Source organism: Paenibacillus radicis (ex Xue et al. 2023) (assembly GCF_024722015.1).
In the GTDB taxonomy this organism is placed as follows: domain Bacteria; phylum Bacillota; class Bacilli; order Paenibacillales; family NBRC-103111; genus Paenibacillus_S.
On the sequence record NZ_JANQBD010000001.1, the window covers coordinates 384,679 to 403,991 of the forward strand.

Annotated in this window: 16 protein-coding genes; 3 read left to right on the forward strand and 13 right to left on the reverse strand. The window is 46.7% G+C overall.

Annotated features, from left to right (window positions below; all coding sequences use genetic code 11):
• Entirely contained in the window at positions 1-474 is a 474-nt protein-coding gene (locus NV381_RS01660) for a MarR family winged helix-turn-helix transcriptional regulator (RefSeq protein WP_258211508.1), read from the reverse strand.
• Positions 475-628: 154 nt separating this feature from the next.
• Here NV381_RS01660 and NV381_RS01665 point away from each other — a divergent pair, with 154 nt between their 5' ends.
• A complete protein-coding gene (locus NV381_RS01665; RefSeq protein ID WP_258211509.1) occupies positions 629-1,075 on the forward strand; it encodes an ester cyclase in 447 nt (148 codons plus the stop codon).
• Between the two features lie 58 nt (positions 1,076-1,133).
• Positions 1,134-1,361, forward strand: a complete 228-nt coding sequence (locus tag NV381_RS01670) for a cold-shock protein (RefSeq protein ID WP_258211510.1) — start codon at positions 1,134-1,136, stop codon at positions 1,359-1,361.
• Between the two features lie 52 nt (positions 1,362-1,413).
• Here NV381_RS01670 and NV381_RS01675 read toward each other — a convergent pair whose 3' ends face one another.
• The 6 genes from NV381_RS01675 to NV381_RS01700 all read right to left on the reverse strand — a co-directional run bounded on the left by NV381_RS01675 (position 1,414) and on the right by NV381_RS01700 (position 9,011).
• Positions 1,414-2,181 (reverse strand): Cof-type HAD-IIB family hydrolase, encoded by a 768-nt coding sequence (locus NV381_RS01675; RefSeq protein WP_258211511.1) that lies wholly within the window; start codon positions 2,179-2,181, stop codon positions 1,414-1,416.
• Between the two features lie 143 nt (positions 2,182-2,324).
• Positions 2,325-3,647 carry an ABC transporter substrate-binding protein gene (locus NV381_RS01680; protein WP_258211512.1) on the reverse strand — a complete coding sequence of 441 codons (1,323 nt, stop codon included), beginning with the start codon at positions 3,645-3,647 and terminating at the stop codon, positions 2,325-2,327.
• A 90-nt stretch (positions 3,648-3,737) separates the two neighbouring features.
• Complete coding sequence (locus NV381_RS01685) at positions 3,738-5,378, reverse strand: response regulator transcription factor (protein WP_258211513.1); 1,641 nt, start codon at positions 5,376-5,378, stop codon at positions 3,738-3,740.
• The gene (locus tag NV381_RS01690) at positions 5,356-6,981 is read right to left on the reverse strand and encodes a sensor histidine kinase (protein ID WP_258211514.1); all 1,626 of its coding nucleotides are present in this window, start codon (positions 6,979-6,981) and stop codon (positions 5,356-5,358) included. The genes NV381_RS01685 and NV381_RS01690 overlap by 23 nt, the downstream gene beginning before the upstream one ends.
• 237 nt (positions 6,982-7,218) lie before the next feature.
• Positions 7,219-8,055, reverse strand: a complete 837-nt coding sequence (locus NV381_RS01695) for a carbohydrate ABC transporter permease (RefSeq protein WP_258211515.1) — start codon at positions 8,053-8,055, stop codon at positions 7,219-7,221.
• On the reverse strand, positions 8,052-9,011 hold the full coding sequence (locus NV381_RS01700) for a carbohydrate ABC transporter permease (RefSeq protein WP_258211516.1): 960 nt from the start codon (positions 9,009-9,011) through the stop codon (positions 8,052-8,054). Before NV381_RS01700 ends, NV381_RS01695 begins: the two co-directional genes overlap by 4 nt.
• A 267-nt stretch (positions 9,012-9,278) precedes the next feature.
• Here NV381_RS01700 and NV381_RS01705 point away from each other — a divergent pair, with 267 nt between their 5' ends.
• Positions 9,279-9,707: a small multi-drug export protein gene (locus NV381_RS01705; RefSeq protein WP_258211517.1), complete on the forward strand. Its 429-nt coding sequence runs from the start codon at positions 9,279-9,281 to the stop codon at positions 9,705-9,707.
• An 805-nt stretch (positions 9,708-10,512) separates the two neighbouring features.
• On the opposite strand, the gene NV381_RS01710 is transcribed toward NV381_RS01705, so the two are convergent.
• The 6 genes from NV381_RS01710 to NV381_RS01735 form a co-directional block, all read right to left on the reverse strand.
• Complete coding sequence (locus NV381_RS01710; protein ID WP_258211518.1) at positions 10,513-12,225, reverse strand: putative polysaccharide biosynthesis protein; 1,713 nt, start codon at positions 12,223-12,225, stop codon at positions 10,513-10,515.
• A gap of 24 nt (positions 12,226-12,249) precedes the next feature.
• A complete protein-coding gene (locus NV381_RS01715) occupies positions 12,250-12,735 on the reverse strand; it encodes a DUF456 domain-containing protein (RefSeq protein WP_258211519.1) in 486 nt (161 codons plus the stop codon).
• Between the two features lie 60 nt (positions 12,736-12,795).
• Positions 12,796-13,533 (reverse strand): Cof-type HAD-IIB family hydrolase, encoded by a 738-nt coding sequence (locus NV381_RS01720; RefSeq protein WP_258211520.1) that lies wholly within the window; start codon positions 13,531-13,533, stop codon positions 12,796-12,798.
• Between the two features lie 31 nt (positions 13,534-13,564).
• Positions 13,565-15,442, reverse strand: coding sequence for an asparagine synthase (glutamine-hydrolyzing) (asnB, locus tag NV381_RS01725; RefSeq protein ID WP_258211521.1), 1,878 nt, complete (start codon positions 15,440-15,442; stop codon positions 13,565-13,567).
• Between the two features lie 1,048 nt (positions 15,443-16,490).
• Positions 16,491-18,536: a peptidoglycan D,D-transpeptidase FtsI family protein gene (locus NV381_RS01730; protein ID WP_258211704.1), complete on the reverse strand. Its 2,046-nt coding sequence runs from the start codon at positions 18,534-18,536 to the stop codon at positions 16,491-16,493.
• Positions 18,537-18,593: 57 nt separating this feature from the next.
• Positions 18,594-19,313, reverse strand: a complete 720-nt coding sequence (locus NV381_RS01735; RefSeq protein WP_258211522.1) for an HAD-IA family hydrolase — start codon at positions 19,311-19,313, stop codon at positions 18,594-18,596.

Consider the following 19,313-nt stretch of genomic DNA (forward strand, 5'->3'; position numbering starts at 1 on the left):
TTACCATACCGGTCGGAACCGCGGAGGCGTCTTACCGTCTCCTGAGGACATGACGAGGCGTCTCAAGTCCAACCGAAGCATGTCCACTCGCTCGACTCCCAGGAGGCTTGTCCAACGTTGTTCCATTTCGCTAAAGATACTTTCTGTAGCCCTTACACAAGCCCAGCCGCGCTCACTTAGAACAACGAGCTTGCCTCTCCCGTCCTGCGGAAGCGGCTGCCTTGCAACATATCCTTTTCGCTCCAAATAATCGATCATTTGGCTTGCAGCTTGTTTAGAAATGCCTAGATGCTCGGCCACTTCATTGCCTGTAGCTCCTCTTGCCGCTATGCGTTGAAAGAGAAAGCCGTGAGCTGGCCTGACATCATCGAAGTCCATCCCTGCCAACCGTTGGTGCAGCTCATCGATTACAACACTAAACGAAAGCCCAAGAAGAATTGCAAGCTCATAGCTTCCTGAAGATGATTCTGCCATTGTTAGTTACCTCCTGTATTAATAAACTTTAATTTTTAGTCAATTAAGTTGACAATTTCCCCAAACCATTATACCATAAAACATATAGTCAATTAAGTTGACTAAATTTACGAATCACTCCAGCTTGTGAGTGATCATTCAGGAGGAATTATCCATGTTAGCTGCAAAAGAGCAAATGAATGTAGAAACCGTTCGTTCCTTTATCGAACGCTTTTGGAACAAACAGGAATTGAACTGCACCAAGGAATTTCTTACAGAGGATTACCGGGATCATGCATATACCCCCAATTCGGTCGAAGGTTTAGAACAAATGGGCCGCATATTGAACAGCGCCTTTTCCCGCCAACAATCCATGATCCAGGAGATAATCGCCCAAGGGGATAAGGTAATGGTACGAATGGTTCTCCACGGCGAGCACAGCGGCACATTCCGCGGCACCGCTCCAACCGGCAATTCTGTTGAAGCAACCGTCTACCGTGAGTACCGTCTGGTTGATGGAAAAATTGCCGAGCATTGGGCCTTGTTCGACACAGCTGCACTGCTGCAGCAGATTGGCGCCCAGCTCAGCATAGACAATGCTTGTAAAATTAAACGAGACTAATTGTAAGCTGGATGAAGGGTAATCTTAATGGGAAGGTTACTACGGGAGGTGAGGTTCCTTGCAAACAGATACTTCAAAGCCTGAGCTGTTCCCTGTGCCCGTCTGGAGATGCAGAAGCAAGGATTGTAAGGCGTGGGTGCGGGAAGAACTGACTTCTTCCCCGTCTCCTGAATGCCCCTTGTGCAATGAATCGATGATCCGCAGCGTCAAGCATTTGCCCAAGCTGGTGAAAAAGCACACCGCTGTGAAAAAAAAGAAACCCGAAGACACGCTCTGGGTTCACTAGACCTTATTCTTCTTGGCTGCTTAAAGCAGCTTTTTTATGCATATCCAAATACTTACAAAATCCATTTCTCCACTGCGTAAGCAATACCGTCCTCATGCAGCGGTTTGGTAACGAATCTTGCTTTCTCCTTCAGCTCCTCGCACGCATTCCCCATCGCAATACCGGTACCTACAGATTCGATTAGCTCCAAATCGTTAAGCCCGTCGCCAAAAGCGGCAACTTCGCTCGGATCAAGGTCAAGATGGTCCAGCAGCTTCTGAAGGCCCACTGCTTTATTCATCCCATTGGGATTAATATCCACTGCCCATGGACGCCACCGATGAATGTAGTAGCTGTTTTTGTATTCTTGGAGATAGCTTGCCTCATCCTGTTCTTCACAAAAAATAATGCACTGATATATATCAGGAACCTCGTCATTATCCTGCAGCAGCACAGGCTCCATGAATCCAATCTCCTGCTGTGCCTGACGGAAGTACTCCGAGTCCTTCTTATTGGTGAACATAAGCTCAGAGCCGTATAAAATTAAGGTATGATTCAATCGTTTGGCCTCCTGAAGCCATCCGATTATCGTTTCATTGGGAAATGCGTTTCCGTAAACGGTCTTACCCTGGTGGCCAATGTGACTGCCATTGCATGTCACGGCCCAATCAATAGCAAGCTCCTTCCACAGTGATTGCATCTCATACTCACTGCGTCCTGTGCATAAGGCCAATGCGATTCCTTGCTCCTTCAATTTAAGCAATGCTGTTCGTGTGGATTCCGGCAAATAATCCCGATCCCTTAAAGTTCCATCCACATCGAATGCCGCTAACTTAATCATCCTCTGTCACCTCATTTATGTATTCTGCCTTTATTATAGCAGAGGGCATTCCATTTGTGGGACAAGGATTAACATACGGGAAACTCATGGTTATAAAGCTGTAAAAAGCCATCCAGCCCCTAAGGACTAAATGGCTTCTGCTATTACTTAATTTCTTTGCCGAGCTTTTCAACTTCGTCCCAAGCTTTTTCCGGTGTAAGCTTGCCAAACATAATCTGCTGTACAAGGTTCGTATACTCCTTCTCAAACTTGTCCCAGCCTCCTTTTAAGCCTGGACCCGGGTAGAAGGTTTGTCCGTCAACAGCAGTCTTGTTATTCAATTCAATTCCCACTTTGTCCGCTGGGGAAAATTTCGATTCCAAGCCGCTGACAATCTTTTTGGAAACAGGAACGCCGCGGGATGTCCCTAATATATCGGCTGCTTCCGGATCATTGATGAACCAGTCTATAAATCGCTTGGCTTCATCCGCGCTTTTCGTATCCGGGCTAATGCTCCAGTACATAGAAGCTTTTAACCAACCGCCGCCTTGCTTATCCTTCGGAGCCGTTACCAGAGCCAACTGTCCAGGCTTCAGCGCATCAAATCCTGTAAACTCTGCGGAATGGGAATCTCTGAGCAATATTTTATCCTGAACCAACAGGTCAAGCTTGGCATCCAGCTTTTTGTCCGACACGTTGACATCAGCAGGTGCTACAATGCCAGCCGCTCGCATTTCAGCAAATTTGTTCATCCACTCCAGCCATGTCGCTTTATCAAAATTAAATTTGCCATCCGCACGCGGCCAGCCTTTTCCTTTAGACAATTGATACGCATCATAAAAGCCATTTTCTACCGTAAAGTCTTTAATCACATATTTATCCTTGTCCAGCTTAGCCTTTGCATCCTTGGCGAATTTAAAAAATTCATCCCAAGTCCAGCCATGTTTAGGAGGAGTAATGCCCAGCTTCTCAACCGTTGCTTTGTTATAGACCATTCCAAAGGAATTATTTCCCAGAGGAATAGCAATCAGCTTGTCCTTATACTTGCCTGTGTTAAGCAGAGTCGGGTCGACATCCTTGGTATTGATCGCATTCGTTAGATCCATCAGCCGGTTTGTGCTTCCCCAATCGCTTATCCACGCTGCATCCGTCTGAATCACATCCGGCAAATTACGCGCTGCGGCCATGGTTGACATTTTGTCCAGGTATCCGTCAAAGGCTTGGTATTCCGGTTCAAACGTGACATTCGGATTTTTTTTGGTATATAAATCAAGCGCTTTCAATGTTGCGTCATGGCGTGCCTGAGACCCCCACCACATAATACGCAGCTTCACCGGCTTCTTGTCTGTTGCCGTATTCGCTGGGTTAGTGTTAGTAGAAGCCGCCGGCTGAGCTGGCTTAGCCTCCTCCTTGACGCCGCAGGCAGCCAAGGTGACAGCCAACATGGACGATAACCCGATTGCTAAAAGCTTGCGTGCAGATTCCATACGATTACCCCTTTCGGTTCTGTTCTTTTTAATAAGCTTATCGTACCAAGCAGCGAACCGATTGAGTAGAATAGAGATGCACAATTTATTTCAATTTTTTACGAATTCTGTCGGATTGGTTCCTGTATGCTTCTTAAACAAGGTTGTAAAATACGGTACATTTTTGTAGCCTACCCTTTCAGCCACCTCATAAATCATCCAACGGCCCTCCAGAATCATGCTCTTTGCTTTCTCCATTCGGACACGGGTCACATAGTTATTGAAGGTTTCACCGGTAGCCTGCCGAAAAATAGTACTTAAATAATTTCGCGATATATATACCTTTTCTGCCAATTCACTTAAGTGAAGATCCTCGGCATAATGCTCATGAATATGCTGAACCATGAAATCAACCGCCTGCTTATGCTTCAGCTTCTCGCTTTTTCCTGACAGCTTGCAAATAACGGATACCTTATCCAACAACCAAGCCTTCAGTTTATCAGGTACGGTCAGCTGTTGTACCTCCTCCTTCAATCGGGCGGTATCAAACAACTCTGCTACACGCACTCCTGCATCAAGAAGCGAATACGTCAGGATTGCCCAGGTTTCCAGGCCCAGATTGCGAACATCTGTCTCCGTGATCCTTCCGGCCCCTTCCAGCTGCTGAAAGAACCGTTCGATAACTTCCTCAATCTGGGGCTCCTGCAGATGGCGGATTGCTTCCCCGAGCTGTTGATAAAATTGGACCGGACGCAGCTCCGTAGGCTGCAATAATACAGACTGATTGTCCGAAAGCTCCTGATCCTTTATCCATTCATACATGGGCAAGCCTGGGACTGGCGCATGCCGCTTGGCTGCAAGGGCTTGGAAGGCTTCTTCTGTCGAATCGGCAATCTCCTGCCAGCGCCCCTTCCAGCTGCCTATGCCGATTTCCAGCTGCACCTTCAAGTAATCCGCTACATGCTTCATCATACTTTCGCATAGCGAGCGTATTCGAAGCATTCCTGCATCCCTTTCAGCACGCGGCGCATGCAGCAATACAGCCATATGCTGACTATGCAGCTCGATCAATCTCGCATTCTTCCAGTCAGCGGAAATAACCTCCTGCAATATATTGCCGACAGCAAATCGGAACAAATTGAAATCACTTGGTGATACCTCGGAAACTCGGACGGTCCGTAAAATCTCTACGGCAATCACAAGGAAATCGGAAGCATCACCTCCACATGGAAGCAGGCCTTGGACAGAAGGAGGAAAAGGTTTAACCAGATTTACATTGCCCGTTACTACAGCTTTTACCCATTCCTGCTCGACAAACGGTTCATATTGCATCAGCTTCTGCTTTAACTGATGCTGCTCCAGCTTATGAACAGTCGCTCCCTCCAGTTGTGCTATCGCTTTTTCCAAAACGGACTTAATGGTCTGTACCGATATCGGCTTGGATAAATAGTCATCTACATTCAAACGCAATGCCTGCCTGGCATATTCAAAATCAGCGTAACCGCTTAAAATAATGATTTTCCCATCGTATCCGATTTTACGAAGCTCCTCCACCATATCCAAGCCATTCATAAGAGGCATATAAATATCCGTAATTACTATATCGGGATTAACCGAACCTATAAGCTTCAAGCCTTGCTGTCCATCCATCGCTTCACCTGCATGCTCCGCCTCAAGCTCTTCCCATGGAATGATTTTGCGCATGCCTTGCAGTACGGCCCTATCATCATCAATGACGGCTATTTTCCACATGGTCATTTCCTCCATTATCGTCATGCTCCAGCCTTGGAATCCGCAGGGTTACCAGCGTCCCGCTGCCTCCATTGGCAGGCTCAATCGTAATACCGAACGGACTCCCGAAATACGCCTCGATCCGCTCCCGGACATTCCTAATACCGTAACCGCCGGTTGCTCTGCGCGGCTGGCGATTCCAATCCGGCTTCAAACCAACTCCGTCATCCACAATTTGGATATAAAGTCCTTTGATATCCTGCTCAACGCTTATCCTAATGCAGCCATGCTCCCTGCGATGAAATCCGTGAACGACTGCATTTTCTACAAACGGCTGAAGCGTGAGCTTGGGGATATATAAGTTCTTCAAAGCTTCCTCCGCTATCGTAATGCTGTACATTAAACCATCCCCCCAGCGCAGCTGCTGGATTTGCAAGTAGCATTCCGTATGCTCCAGCTCCTGCTCCAGGGTGATCAGGCTCTCCCCGTTCGAAAGTCCTATCCGGAACATTCGGCCCATCAGCTCCAGCACATGGCTCATCCGTTCATGCCCTGCATCTATCGCCATCCAATTAAGCTGATCCAGCGTGTTGTACAGAAAATGCGGGTTAATCATGGCCTGCAATGCCTTTATTTCCGCTTTACGCTGTCTCTGATGCTCATGGTCCAGGCTGCGGTATAAATCCTCTATCCTCTCCATCAGCCTGCGGTAACCATTAAACATAGAGCCAAATTCATTGTTATAATCATCAGGCAGATTCACTTGCTTCAGCTCTATCGGAAATTTCCCCATGGCTTGCAGAAGCTGACGAATCGGTTTTGTAAAGCTGCGCGAGAGATACAATGTAAATAATACCGCTACCAAAACCGATGCAAGTCCAATCCAGAAAATCGTCATAGCCAGCTTAAAGCTGCCGGCAGCTATGACTTCCCAGGGAGTGACCTCCGTCATAATCCAGCCTTCATTAAATGATTTGGCCCATACAATTAAATAATCCTCATACGCACCGCTTTCGCTGCGTTTTTTGTGCATGTACCCGGTTCCCGATTGAGCTACATTCAACATCTCGGGCAGCTTGAGCTCTGTGTACAACGAATTATAAGTCCCCATAATCAGCCTGCCGCCGGAATCCAGCAAGTAGCGATGAGCCGTCTGCTTCTCACCAAGCATCATGGTATATAGTACCTTGGCTTTTACATTAAGCAGCACTACTCCTTGGTATTCCAATGTGCTGGAATAAATCTTTCGGGCGAATGTAACCACATTCTGTGTACCCTGAGCCGTCTCGATGGATCGTTCGCCCAGCCAAGTGAAGTCGGATCTCTCTACCTGCAAGTACCAAGGCTCGGCAAGCAGGTCGCTATGCTTCACGAAGCTGACATACTCCTTGGGATCGGAAAATGTAGGATGATTCACATAAATCGCCATCGACTGCAGGCTGGGGGTGCTGTTGATCAGCTCATTCATCACTTTTTGCAAATCGGTTTGTTCTTTTTGCTTCGTGTAGAAGTCGCTCACCGGAACATTCAAATAATGCTGCAGCTCGGTATTGCGTGAAATAACCAATGACAGCTGCTCCACAGTACGCATTTGCAGCATCATTTGCTTATTCAGCTCACTCATCAGCTCCTGCTGATATACGGACGTATTTTCCGCCAGCTCTTTAGAGGAAACGGAATAGCTTACCCAGCAAACAATGGCCAATAATAAAATAAAGAAACCGGTGAGGCTGCCCGACAAGATGTAGTCGATACGGTATTTCTTAATGGGGTTTTTCAGAAGCGGGCTCCTCCTTGAGACAAAAAGCCGCGTTGTCAGGACTCACCCTCCACGCAGCTTTTGCCCTATAATTCTCTTAGTTTAGCCCTTTAGACCTGTCGTGGCAATCCCCTCAACGAAATGCCGCTGTGCTACAAAAAAGACAAGAATTTGTGGGGATATCGATAATAGGGACATCGCCAACAGTTGACCCCAAGCCGTTGCCGACTGTGTATCTACGAACATACGAAGCGCAAGCGGAATCGTATACTTATCCACCGAGTTAAGGTAAATTAAGGGACCAAAGTAGTCCTCCCAGCCGTACAGGAAAGAGAATATCATCACTGTGACTAAAGCAGGCTTCGTAAGAGGCATAATGATTCTCCAGTAAATCCCGAACCAGCTGCAGCCATCCATTTTGGCCGACTCGTCCAGCTCTCTTGGAAGCCCGCGGATAAATTGCACCAGCAGGAAAATAAAGAAGGCATTGCCCATAGCGCTTGGCACAATGAATGGCAAGTAGGTGTTCACCCAGTTAAAGGAATGAAACATCGAATATTGGGGGATCAAGGTGACTTGTCCCGGCAGCATGATCGTTAGCAGCAGCAGCGAAAACCACAGCTTTTTATAGGGGAATTCCAGACGTCCGAAGCCAAACGCAACAAGGCTGCTGGAAAGAACCGTGAGCAACGTTGTAGTAATATTCAGCTTGAAGCTGTTCAAGTAAAAATAGGTGAAGGTATACTTCGGAAGCGCATTCCAGCCCAGCGTATAGTTTTCCCACATCCATACCGAAGGAAATAAGGTCGGCAGTGCAAGCTCGGGATTCGATTTAAAAGAGGCTCCAATCCACCATATAACCGGATAAACCATGAGTAAGCTGAGCGCCAATAAAATCAAATGTGTCCACAATCGACTGCTTCGATTACTTAATCTCATTTCTTATCACCTGCCTCAGTCTCATAAAATACCCAATATTTCGAAGCGATAAAGTTTATAGAGGTTGCTATACCGATAATGATTAGCAGCACCCAAGCTAATGCTGAAGCGTAGCCCATGTGGAATGAGGTGAATGCTTTCTGGTATAAATAAAGTGCATACACTTCCGTTGAGTTGAGCGGTCCTCCGTTGGTAATAATGAAAGCAGAGGTAAACATTTGAAAAGCTTGAATAACTCCCATAATAACATTGAACAAAATGACAGGAGACAGCATAGGAAGTGTGATATTAAAAAACTGCCTTAGCTTGGACGCGCCATCCACGGAAGAAGCTTCATACAGCTCATTGGGAATTTGCTTCAGCCCTGCCAGGAAAATAATCATCGCCGAACCGAACTGCCAGCAGCGCAGCAGGATAAGCGTGCCCAATGAGGTTTCGGGAGTTCCAATCCAGTTTTTCGCGTCAATGCCGAACAAAGGAACAATGTGATTGACAAAACCATCGATGCCAAAAATATTTTTCCAAAGAATGGCAACCGCGATACTTCCGCCAATAAGAGAAGGAAGATATATAAACGTACGGTAGAAGGATATGCCGCGAATTTTACGATTCATCAGCATCGCCACCATGAGGGCTACAAACAGCTTGGCCGGAACAGAAAACAGAACATAAGCAAAGGTCACTTTAAGCGAGTTGTAAAAGAACCGATCCTTCGACATTTCCTTATAATTGTCCAAGCCGATCCATTTGGCAGGCTCCAAGAGCGAAAAGTCTGTGAATGAGTAGTACAATGATTGCAGCATGGGCCATAAAGTGAGAAATAAAAAACCGATCAGCCATGGGGAAATGAATAAATATCCGGCTAAGGCTGCCTGGTTGTGATTTTTCAGCTTGGTTTTACTAGCGGTATGAGGACGGCTTGCTGCCGCCGCGGTATCTCGGCTTAGGGCACTCATTGTTTGACCCACCTCTATTCTATATTTTGTTGGAGCACTTGTTTGTTACTTTCAGTATAGAGGGGACTCGTACATGCTTGTAGCAGAGAGATGAACAATTTCTTTCAATATTTTACGAAAAAAGTTGTATTGCGCGTGGGGACCGACCGCCATGCAACGCCGCAACGCGCGCCCGGGTCGAGACCATGCGTAATTTGAAGCTATTTGTCACTTTTGGTAGACTATTGCGTATTTACTCCTAAGAAAATAAAAGTGAGGGTGATTGCGATGAATGAGATAGGAGCATGGTTTTCAGTTATGGTGGCTGGTATTTTGGAGCTGTGGGTTGCTATTCCACTAGGTTTCACCCTGAAGCTGCCACCCGTCTTAACCGCAATTTGGAGTGCTGTCGGCTCGATCGCCGCAGCGGCGATTATAATCTTCTTCGGTAAATCCATCCGCAGCTGGTTGGTGCGCCGGTTTCAGCAAAAAAACGAGCGCAAAGAAACTACCATGTCCCGTATCTGGAGAAAGTACGGTATTATCGGCCTTGGCTTCTTATCACCGCTTATTACCGGGGCGCCTCTCGGGGCAGCAATTGGGGTTTCATTCGGGGCAAAGCCAGGTAAACTAATGTTATGGATGACAATTGGCATTGCCTTTTGGAGTGCTGTACTTACCGCAGCGGCAGCTTTTGGGATTATGACTCTAACTTAATTAGAGACTGTCCCAAAAGTCGTTTCCGGATTTTCGAACCCCCACTCTAATGGGAATTTTCCTACAAAAAGACGCTTCCATCCCCACTTACACAGTGGTTTTGGAGGCGTCTTTGTACATAGTTTGGGACTGACTCATTCACTGACAACCTTTGATATGCTCCCTATACGGTAGACGGGGTGAAATAATAAACCTGTTTTCCGTGTGGGACAGCCCCTTTGCTCCAATATCGGTATCGGCACTTGCCCATAGTAAACAGGAGTGCCATGGCGGTCCCCCTGGATTAACGGGAAATCCTCATGCTAATTATAGGCTACGAGAAGGAATTAGTTAAATAACAGGAAATCATCCAGTTAATTCCATGCTTTTCGGTGATTTTTCTCCAAAAGTGGTTATTTAGCAGGAGCATTTCCAGTTAAATCCTTTATCGACGTTGAAATGGAGGAATTAGCTCCGGAAATTCCAGTTAACCATTCTCAACCGCCTCATCAATCACGGGTCTCGGTCTTGGACTCTATAATACCGAGAGTTACCGGCCGGATACGAAGACTTTTGAGGGAGAAGCGAGTTTTGAAAGTTGCATAAAGTTAAATCGCTCAACCAAAACGCTATAAGAAAAGCTTCTGATCGAAGCCTTTTCGAGGAAGATACATTCGTGTCTTAGCGGTGGCTTTTCTTGCAATGTTAGAAAGCTGAACCTCCGGTTCAAACCTATACTTTCTGGCGCGTAATATAATCAAAAAAGACACCCAGAAAAACTGACGACAACTCAGCTTTCCGGGTGTCTTGTTAATTTAAATAACCGTTAGTTGCTTCCGCTTTCCTTGTTGCTCTTGAGCAGTCTCGGAGCTACCTTCCCGATTATACGTTGAATAGGACGAGGCAATTGCTGCAAATCAGCTACACTTAAAGTTCGGGTAATCATTAGCAGAAGCGGATATAATCCTCCCACTACCGCGGAAATAATGACAGCTTGTATAAAAGCATCCCCGCGAAGGCTTCCGAAGGGTACCACATACGAACTGGTCAATCTATCCAGCAATACTCCTGCAATCACCATGACCACAGTTGTAATGCCCATCCCCACCCATCTGCGGCTGCCCAGAACCCGGAACGGCACCTCCTTGCGAAGCACCTGAAGATTCATAATCGTCATAAGGACGAAACATAAGCATGTAGCAGCAATGATTCCATAAATACCGAACCATGGAGCTAATACATAGCTGCCAACCAGCTTCAGCACGATACCTGCAGCTACACTCAGCATTAGGACACGCATTTTACCCATGCCCATTAGCACAGCGCCTGATGTCTGCATCACAATCTGGAAGATGGTGCTTACCGTCAGAAACACAATAATTGGAGCTGCATACGCATCAACAATAGCCGATCCTTTATCATTTCCGAAAATAAAGTCATTGATTGGACCTGCGGCCAAGCATATGATAAGCACCGCGGGCAGCCCTGTAAGAATAGATAACTGCAGCACCTTACCCGTCTGCTGAGACACCTGCTTCATGTCTTTCTGCGAATAGGCTGAGGAAATAATCGGCACCACGGACTGACTTAGCGCTACAGCCAATATAATCGGTATTCCGGCAAGCGACTGTGCCCGCCCAAGCAAAATTCCTAATATTTCCTTCGCCTGCACTTCTCCAACCTGATCCTTCAGCAGAAGCGTGACAATGGAGGAGTCGATTGTATAAATCAACGTTACCGTCAACGAAAAAATAACGATAGGAATCGATATCTTAAATAGCTGCGCATAGATTATCTTGAAAGACAGCGTGCTTCTTCGAACACCTTCTCGTGATGCCTCGTTCGGATCGGCCGCCAAGCTTCCCTTGCTATCGGCCGAAGAAGGCAGCAGCCCTTCGGCACGATCGCTGCGGCGAAGCTTAATCGCATAGTAAAGCATAACAGCAGCTGCAGCCACACTTCCGATGACGCCACCGAAGGAAGCGCCAGCAATGGCCCAGTCCATGCTGTGGGCCAACAATACATAGGCTAGTCCAACAGAAGTGACGACGCGGAAAAGCTGTTCAATGATCTGCGACAAGCCATTGGGCATCATCATTCGGCGACCCTGGAAATAGCCGCGCATAATCGCAATCATTGGAAACAGCAGCAGCGCGGGAGCCAAAGCACGAATCGGCAGCGATGCCTGCGGGTTGATGATGCTGTTCGAGTAGTAAGGAGCAATGATGAATAGAAACAATGTCATTACCAAACCTGCAGCGGCGGCAAATAATAGCGCCGCACGATAGATGCGGTTCGCTTCCGCATGCAGTCCAAGCGTCGTTCGCTCCGAGATCATTTTGCTAAGCGCGCTCGGAATACCCGCTGTCGCCACCACCAGCAGCATCGAATAAATATTAAATGCAGTCCCATAAGCTGCCATTCCTATATCGCCTAACAAAATAACGAGCGGAACACGCTGCACTACACCCAATGCCCGTGCAACCAGAGCAGCCATTGCCAAAATAAATGTGCCTTTTACTAACGAATCCTTAGCCAAAACGTTTCCTTCTCCCTGCCGTGGTTAGTTCAGAAAAACCCAAACAAAAAACAAAATGATCATCAGCGTCTGAAGCAGCAATTTTACGACCACACCTGAGAAAAAGCCGACTAATGCGCCTACGCCTGCCCGCATAGCTTGTCTCCACTCCGTGCCTATAATGAGCTCACCAATCACTGCGCCGAGAAAAGGTCCAATCAACAATCCGGCAACCGGAATAACGAAGGGACCCAGAATCAGGCCGATTGTACTGCCGATAACTGAGGCTTTAGTGCCGCCGAACTTTTTTACCCCCATTGCACTTACCGCATAATCGGCGATCAGAAGGACGACTAAAATCGTTGTTTGTATCAACCAAAACCAAACTCCGAAGGGTTCGAACCCAATCATCCAGCCATAGACAAAATAGGCGGCATAAATGGCAACAGCCCCAGGAAGCACAGGATAGACAGCACCCACCATCCCGATTATAAACAGAACGATCACTATGATCCATGCAGCTATTATCATGGCTTTCCCACTTTCAAAATTAGTTTTGCTTTGCAAAACTGTTGCTTCCCAAGGATTAGCTTACGACAGCACGTACTGCTCGATAATTCGGGCTACTCCATGCTCTTCATTCGTCGCAGTAATTACATCGGCTAATTGCTTAATCTCATCCTGCGCATTGCCCATAGCAACACCAAGCCCTGCTTCACGAATCATGGATTCGTCATTCAAGCTGTCCCCCATAGCTATAACCTGGGACATCTCGATGCCTAGCAGCGTGCATACCTGCCGAATGCCGCTGGCTTTGTTAATGCCTTTGGGATTAAGCTCAATGTTGAGTGGATGCGAGTTCGTTATTTCCAAAGCGCCCAATGCTTCCAGCTTCGTACGAATCTCCTTCATCATCTCAGCGTCCTCGTAATAATAGCCAAATTTCAGCCACTGCTTCGCATCGACCTGATCCGTCCATTTTTCCTTGTTAAAAATCTGATCGACAGCATAAGCCCAATACCAGGTATCATACTCCAAAGCAATAGCGTGCATTTGTTTGAGCAGACCTAAGTCAAGCAATGTACGATTATGAAGCACTCCGGGCGCCGCCCAAACCTCGCTTCCATTGACCGTAACAATCGGAGCCGCCAATTGCAGATCGTCCACATAAGCGACAACATTTTGAATACCTCTCCCTGTTGCGATCATTACCGTTACACCAGCTGCATTCGCGGCTTTAATCGCCGCTCTATTCTCTGCTGAAACAAGCTTGTCATCCGTCAGTAATGTACCGTCCATATCCAAAGCTATCAGCTTATAATTCCCCACGGGTTATCCTGTCCCCTTTTCTTAACAGAAGTTACAATGCAGTTGCAAAAGTCGGCCTCGGCAGCTCTTCCAAAAAAGTTGCATGCCACAGAGCAAACATGTAGATCGTCCACAACCGGCGTGCATAGTCGCCTTGGCCGTTTTGATGCAAGCTTACCATTCTGCGAACCGTATCCATATTGATATAATCTTCCACGCCGCTGGCTGCGATCTGCTCCATCATCACTGTGCCCTGATTGCCCTTCAGCCACTCCCGAAGCGGCACTGGAAAGCCAAGCTTAGGCCTGTTCAAAATGAAATCCGGAATAATACCTTCCATCGCTTTGCGGAAAATGTATTTGGTCGTTCCTTCGGCAATGCGGTACCTGGTCGGGATTTTGCGGGCAATCTCAAATAATTCAACATCCAGGAACGGGACGCGCAGCTCCAACGAATGAGCCATCGTCATCTTGTCCGCTTTCATCAAAATATCACCCGGCAGCCACAAATTCATATCGATATACTGCATCCTAGTGACGGGATCCTGATGACGTGTTTTATCGTAATACTGCTGAGCAATTTGCCATGGATTTCGATAATTACGCAGCATTTCTTTGTCAATTCTGACGACTTCGGCCTTCATATCCTCGGTAAAAATTTTGGCATTACCGAGAAATCTCCGCTCCAGCGGCGTCGTACCGCGCAGTATGTAATTTCTGCCGTACAGCCCGCTCGGCAGCATACGCGCTGCTGCGTTCAGCAGCTGCTTCAGCGGCAGCGGCAGTCGATCGAGCGGCCGCAGTGACATCGGCTCGTTGTAGATGCGATAGCCGCCGAACAGCTCGTCGGCCCCCTCGCCTGAGAGCGCAACCGTCACGTGCTCGCGCGCCAGCTGCGCCACGTGGTACAGCGCGATGGCCGAAGGATCGGCCACCGGCTCATCCTGATGCCACACAGCCTTGGGCAGCGTGTCAAAAAAGTCATTCTGCGTAATGATCTTCGCATAATGCTCTGTATCCAGCGCTGCTGCGGTTTGACTCGCAATCCCTGTCTCGTTGTTCGGCCCTTCGAAGCCAACCGAGAATGTACGAATGGGCTCAATGGACCTCATATGTGTTGCGATAGCTGTAGAATCAATGCCGCTGGATAAAAAACAGCCGCGCTCTACATCGCTCTGCATATGGTGAATAACGGAATCCTTCAAGCCTTCGCGGATTTGTTCCACATATTCTTCGAACGGACGCTCTTCCGTCTCAAACATTGGATCCCAATAACGGCGTATCGCCATATCTCCATCATAGTCAATCGTTATGTAATGACCTGGGGGCAGCTTATGTATGCCTCTAAACATGGTATCCGGTTCTGGAACGTACTGAAACGTCAAATAATTAAGCAGGCTTTCCGTATGAATCGAACGGTCCATGCCATCCGCCGCCAGCAAGCTCTTAATCTCCGAACCAAACAGAAAACGTCGGCTGTCCTTATAATAATAAAACGGTTTAATACCAAAATGGTCACGTGCCCCGAACAGCCGTTTCTTTCGACGATCCCATATGACGAACCCGAACATCCCGCGAAGCCGATGCACACATTCTTCACCATACTCCTCGTAGAGGTGGACGATAACTTCTGTATCGCTGTGCGTTTTGAATTGATGTCCCTTATCCTGCAGCTCGTGGCGCAAATATTTATAATTATAAATTTCTCCATTAAAAACAATCCATACCGAATCATCTTCGTTGGAAAGCGGTTGATGCCCTTCTTTCAAATCGATGACAGACAGCCTGCGAAAGCCCAATCCTATACGATTTTCGCCCCAAAACCCAAAGTCATTCGGTCCGCGATGCACAATACAATCTGTCATTGCCTTGAGCATCGTCTGGGAGGGCTCCCTGTCATCAAAATACATTGCTCCGGTGATACCGCACATGTCTACTTTCCTCCTCAAGCGTCGTCCAAACAGCAAAATTAATATAATCGATATAATAGTATACCATATTCACAGCAACATCAGGAAATTAGACAAAAAGCTATATAGAGCAAGGTTATAAGCAACCGTTTATAAGATTGTGGAACTTTCCCCTTATCCAAATTCATCGCGCTCACTTCCTTTCTATGTTTTATATATATGCAATTTTCTTTCCTTTGTGCAACTTTTTGAAAACGTATTCTTGTTTGGACGCCATCACATTTCTGAACAAATCACTAAGAACACCTTCCGTAACCGGATGTTGTTCCTTTTATGTGCAAACCCATACGGTTCAAAGGCGATCTCTATCGCATACCCCCTCTTTATTATACTTTTAACTTCCTTCTTTCTTGCTCTCGCCCGTATATGTTCCATCCACAGGTTTCCAAGTAAAACTGACTCTGTTGAAGGCTGACTCCTCTACCTTGTAAAAGTGGACGCTCTGCACTATCTGTTTGTCTGTTTGTTTGTTTAATAACCTACGCGCTCAATCTTGGAAGCTAAATCCAATAAAATCCAAGAAGAAATCATACGATAAGTAGCCATGCTTCCATCCAAGGATTTGGAGTCCATAGCGGAAGTACTTTTTCCTTTATCGCCCGAAAAAAGCAAAAAACAGAGAGATACCGGAACAGATAGTTCCTTTATTTCTCTGTTTTCTATGCATAATGCTCCTAATCACCCAATTAACGGAATTCCGACTTCCGCTATCGCTTAAAATTGAAGGCCGCATATTGAATAAAGGAACATCCTGTTCCGTTAAATCCTTAAATCCTTAAATCCTTAAATCCCCAAACTTTAAATTCGAAATTCTTAACGGCCCCCAACAGCTTCCCTGCTATACGTATCAAACCTTATAAAAAGCCCCCTCATGCAATTTGAAGTGCCCCTTAGAATTCATCAGAATAACCAGGAGGTTTTCCAATGTTTATTCTAAGGGGCAGCCTCAAGTAAAGTGAGTGCTCTCACTTTTTAATTTCACTCAAACATCCCGTTGCTTAAAGCTCATTTATTGCACGGAAGCCGTACCTTTGCCACCCTTCGGTACGCCGTCCAAACCATAATATTGATCATAAGCATCGAAGATCTTCCTTGCAATTGGAGCCGCGTTCCATGAGCCGAAGCCGCCCTCAGGCACTACAACTGCAATCGCCAGCTTGGGCTTATCCAATGGTGCATACGCAATAAATACCGCATTATCTATCATTTTACCGCCAACTGATTGCGTGGATGTTCCTGTTTTACGGGCAAAGCTGTATGGAAATCCTTCAAAGCCCTGTACCGTAACCTTCTCCATCCCTTTGATGACAGAATCCCAGTACTGTTTGGGGAAGGTTGTTTCATCCAGCACCTCACGTTCAATGGTTCTCACCGGATTGCCTTCATAGGTCTCAATTTTATCAACTAACAGAGGTTTCATTCTTTTACCCCGGTTAGCTAATGTAGCCGCATATTGAGCCATTTGCATCGTTGTATATTTCTCATTCTGTCCCCAAGAAGCATATACCATCCGAGATTGCAGCGTTTCCTTCGTATTAGTTATAAATTCGCTTAAGCCCGGATTCTCTCTTGGCAATCCGCTTCCTGTCAGGACGCCAAGACCGAATTTATTCAAATACGACTCCCATAAAGCAGGCGCCTTATCGCCGTTGCGCAAGTAAAGCGGGTTGCCGATCATCGCTGACATGAACGTGTTGGATGAATGCCAAATCGCATCCGCAGCATTGATAGGACCGTAGGCTTTCCGGTCGGAGTTGGTTAACTTCGCATTGTTATCTTTACCAAAGTTGAACACCCCTGTGTCATTATAAGGAGTGTTTACTCCGAATAAGCCTTCATTCAAACCAATAAGCACAGATAACGGTTTAATTATGGAGCCTACATATACGATTGAAGTAGGATGATCCTTGAGCTCATCCGCCGGATAATTGGGATACGCGGTCGTAATCGTCCCATTATTAATAAAAGGCTGTATCCGCTGATATTCTTCATTGTTGGAAAAGCCGGCACTCCACATGCCAGGATCATAATCCGGCATACTGGCCATCGAAATGACCCGGCCTGTATCCACTTCCATCGCCACCGCATAACCAGCTTTTGCATTAGGCGCATAACCGTATTGGGAAGCTCTGGCCGCCGGCGACTTGGCATAAACGAGCTGATCGAGGATTGCCTGCTCCGTTACCTGCTGCACATCCTTATTGATAGTCAAGAACAGGTTATTCCCTTTTTTCGGGGCTTCAACCTGAACCTTTCCGATGATTTTGGCCGAGGCATTAACAGGGTAAGTTTTCATCCCATTTTTACCACGCAGCTCCTCTTGATACATCAGCTCAATACCGTCGTATCCAACATCCTCCGTATCGAGATAGCCTTGCGTATTTTGTTTATTTTTATAAAAATCAAGCCCGTTTTTCGGCTCCCTCGCTCTGGAAAACGGCCTCATATATCCGATAAGCTGCACACCTATAGTGCCTGGATCATAGGTCCGGATGCTCTCTTCCATTATTTCAAGCCATCTTAGTTCGTCACGGTGCTCAAGAATATAAGCAATTTCCTTTGGGGATAAACCCGATTTGATACGTCGCGGAACGAATGAATAGCTGGGAGGAGTGGTCGTATTTTTCTCCAGATCATAGCCGACATCCATCTCCTTGATAATACCGGCGGCGCTCATCGCATTTTTAGTGGGATTGCCGAATTCGTTGAAAATCTGCTCCAGCTTATGAGCCATCGCAATGACATCATCCTTTTTCTGGTCCGACTCCATGCGGAAATAAAGCGATTGGGCCGAGGAGGTATAAGCGATCGGATAGCCGTTAGAATCATAAATATTACCGCGGATAGGTGCGATAGGCGAATCTCGCACAGCAGTCTGCGCCTCCTCGGCAGCAAGCTGCTTTCCTTCGACAAACTGCAAAATCGCTAACCTTACAATAAGGACCGAGAACAACGTAAAAATACAAAAAAACAACAAATTAATACGAAAAGTAAAATGCCGCTGCTTGGTCTGCTCCTGCTTTTGCGGATCCTCCGACGACATCGTTTTTTTCAATTTCATTTCAGTTACAGCTCCTTTATCCTTACCAAAATCCCGTTGCAGCGATACAGACTAAACTTCCAGAAGCTCTCTAAGTGTGTGAATACCTTCGCCTGAATGGTAGTCGTAGCGTTTTATTTTGACCGCATCTATACCGGCTTGATTCGGTGCCCATATATCGTTTCTGTCATGATCTCCAATGTACAATACATCTTCTGCCGCCAAGCCCGACTGTTCCAGCGCCAGCTTAAAAATCGCAGGGTCCGGCTTTTCTAAGCCTACCAGTGTCGATACAATGATTGGATCAAAGTAATGGGCAATCCCCTTTTGCTCTAGAATATGTGGCAATGTGGGTGCAAAATTGGAAATGATGCCTAGCTGCAATCCCGCAGCCTGAAGTTTAGGAATACACTCAGTCACATCATCAAAAAGCTGGTAAGCTTCCGGACCTGTGAATAGATCATACAGCCCATGACAGCATTGGTGAATACGCTCATCCGTCCAATTCTCTTCTTGAACTCCCAGCTTGTCCAGAATGTAATGATAAAGCTTCATCCAGAACGCGCGATCCGATTCCGGCGTACATACCTCGAAAGGGTCCAACTGCCTGCCATAATAAAATAAGCGGAAAGCCTCGGTAAACAAGTCGCCAACCTGTTCTTCCGCACGGTGCAAGGAACGAGCAGCCAGAAATTGCTGCATAATGACTCTTGCTGCCGGAATGGTCATTAGTGTATCGCCAACATCAAAAAATATAGCTTTATATGAGTTCAATGGTTTACGTAAATTCAT

Excerpts from the sequence above, each read along its gene's own strand:
- NV381_RS01675 (WP_258211511.1), bottom strand. The coding sequence starts at position 2,181 with ATGATTAAGTTAGCGGCATTCGATGTGGATGGAACTTTAAGGGATCGG.
- NV381_RS01700 (WP_258211516.1), bottom strand. The coding sequence starts at position 9,011 with ATGAGTGCCCTAAGCCGAGATACCGCGGCGGCAGCAAGCCGTCCTCAT.
- NV381_RS01705 (WP_258211517.1), top strand. The coding sequence starts at position 9,279 with ATGAATGAGATAGGAGCATGGTTTTCAGTTATGGTGGCTGGTATTTTG.
- NV381_RS01735 (WP_258211522.1), bottom strand. The coding sequence starts at position 19,313 with ATGAATTTACGTAAACCATTGAACTCATATAAAGCTATATTTTTTGAT.
- NV381_RS01660 (WP_258211508.1), bottom strand. The coding sequence starts at position 474 with ATGGCAGAATCATCTTCAGGAAGCTATGAGCTTGCAATTCTTCTTGGG.
- asnB (WP_258211521.1), bottom strand. The coding sequence starts at position 15,442 with ATGTGCGGTATCACCGGAGCAATGTATTTTGATGACAGGGAGCCCTCC.
- NV381_RS01715 (WP_258211519.1), bottom strand. The coding sequence starts at position 12,735 with ATGATAATAGCTGCATGGATCATAGTGATCGTTCTGTTTATAATCGGG.
- NV381_RS01680 (WP_258211512.1), bottom strand. The coding sequence starts at position 3,647 with ATGGAATCTGCACGCAAGCTTTTAGCAATCGGGTTATCGTCCATGTTG.
- NV381_RS01695 (WP_258211515.1), bottom strand. The coding sequence starts at position 8,055 with ATGAGATTAAGTAATCGAAGCAGTCGATTGTGGACACATTTGATTTTA.
- NV381_RS01685 (WP_258211513.1), bottom strand. The coding sequence starts at position 5,378 with ATGTGGAAAATAGCCGTCATTGATGATGATAGGGCCGTACTGCAAGGC.
- NV381_RS01690 (WP_258211514.1), bottom strand. The coding sequence starts at position 6,981 with ATGAGTGAGCTGAATAAGCAAATGATGCTGCAAATGCGTACTGTGGAG.
- NV381_RS01665 (WP_258211509.1), top strand. The coding sequence starts at position 629 with ATGTTAGCTGCAAAAGAGCAAATGAATGTAGAAACCGTTCGTTCCTTT.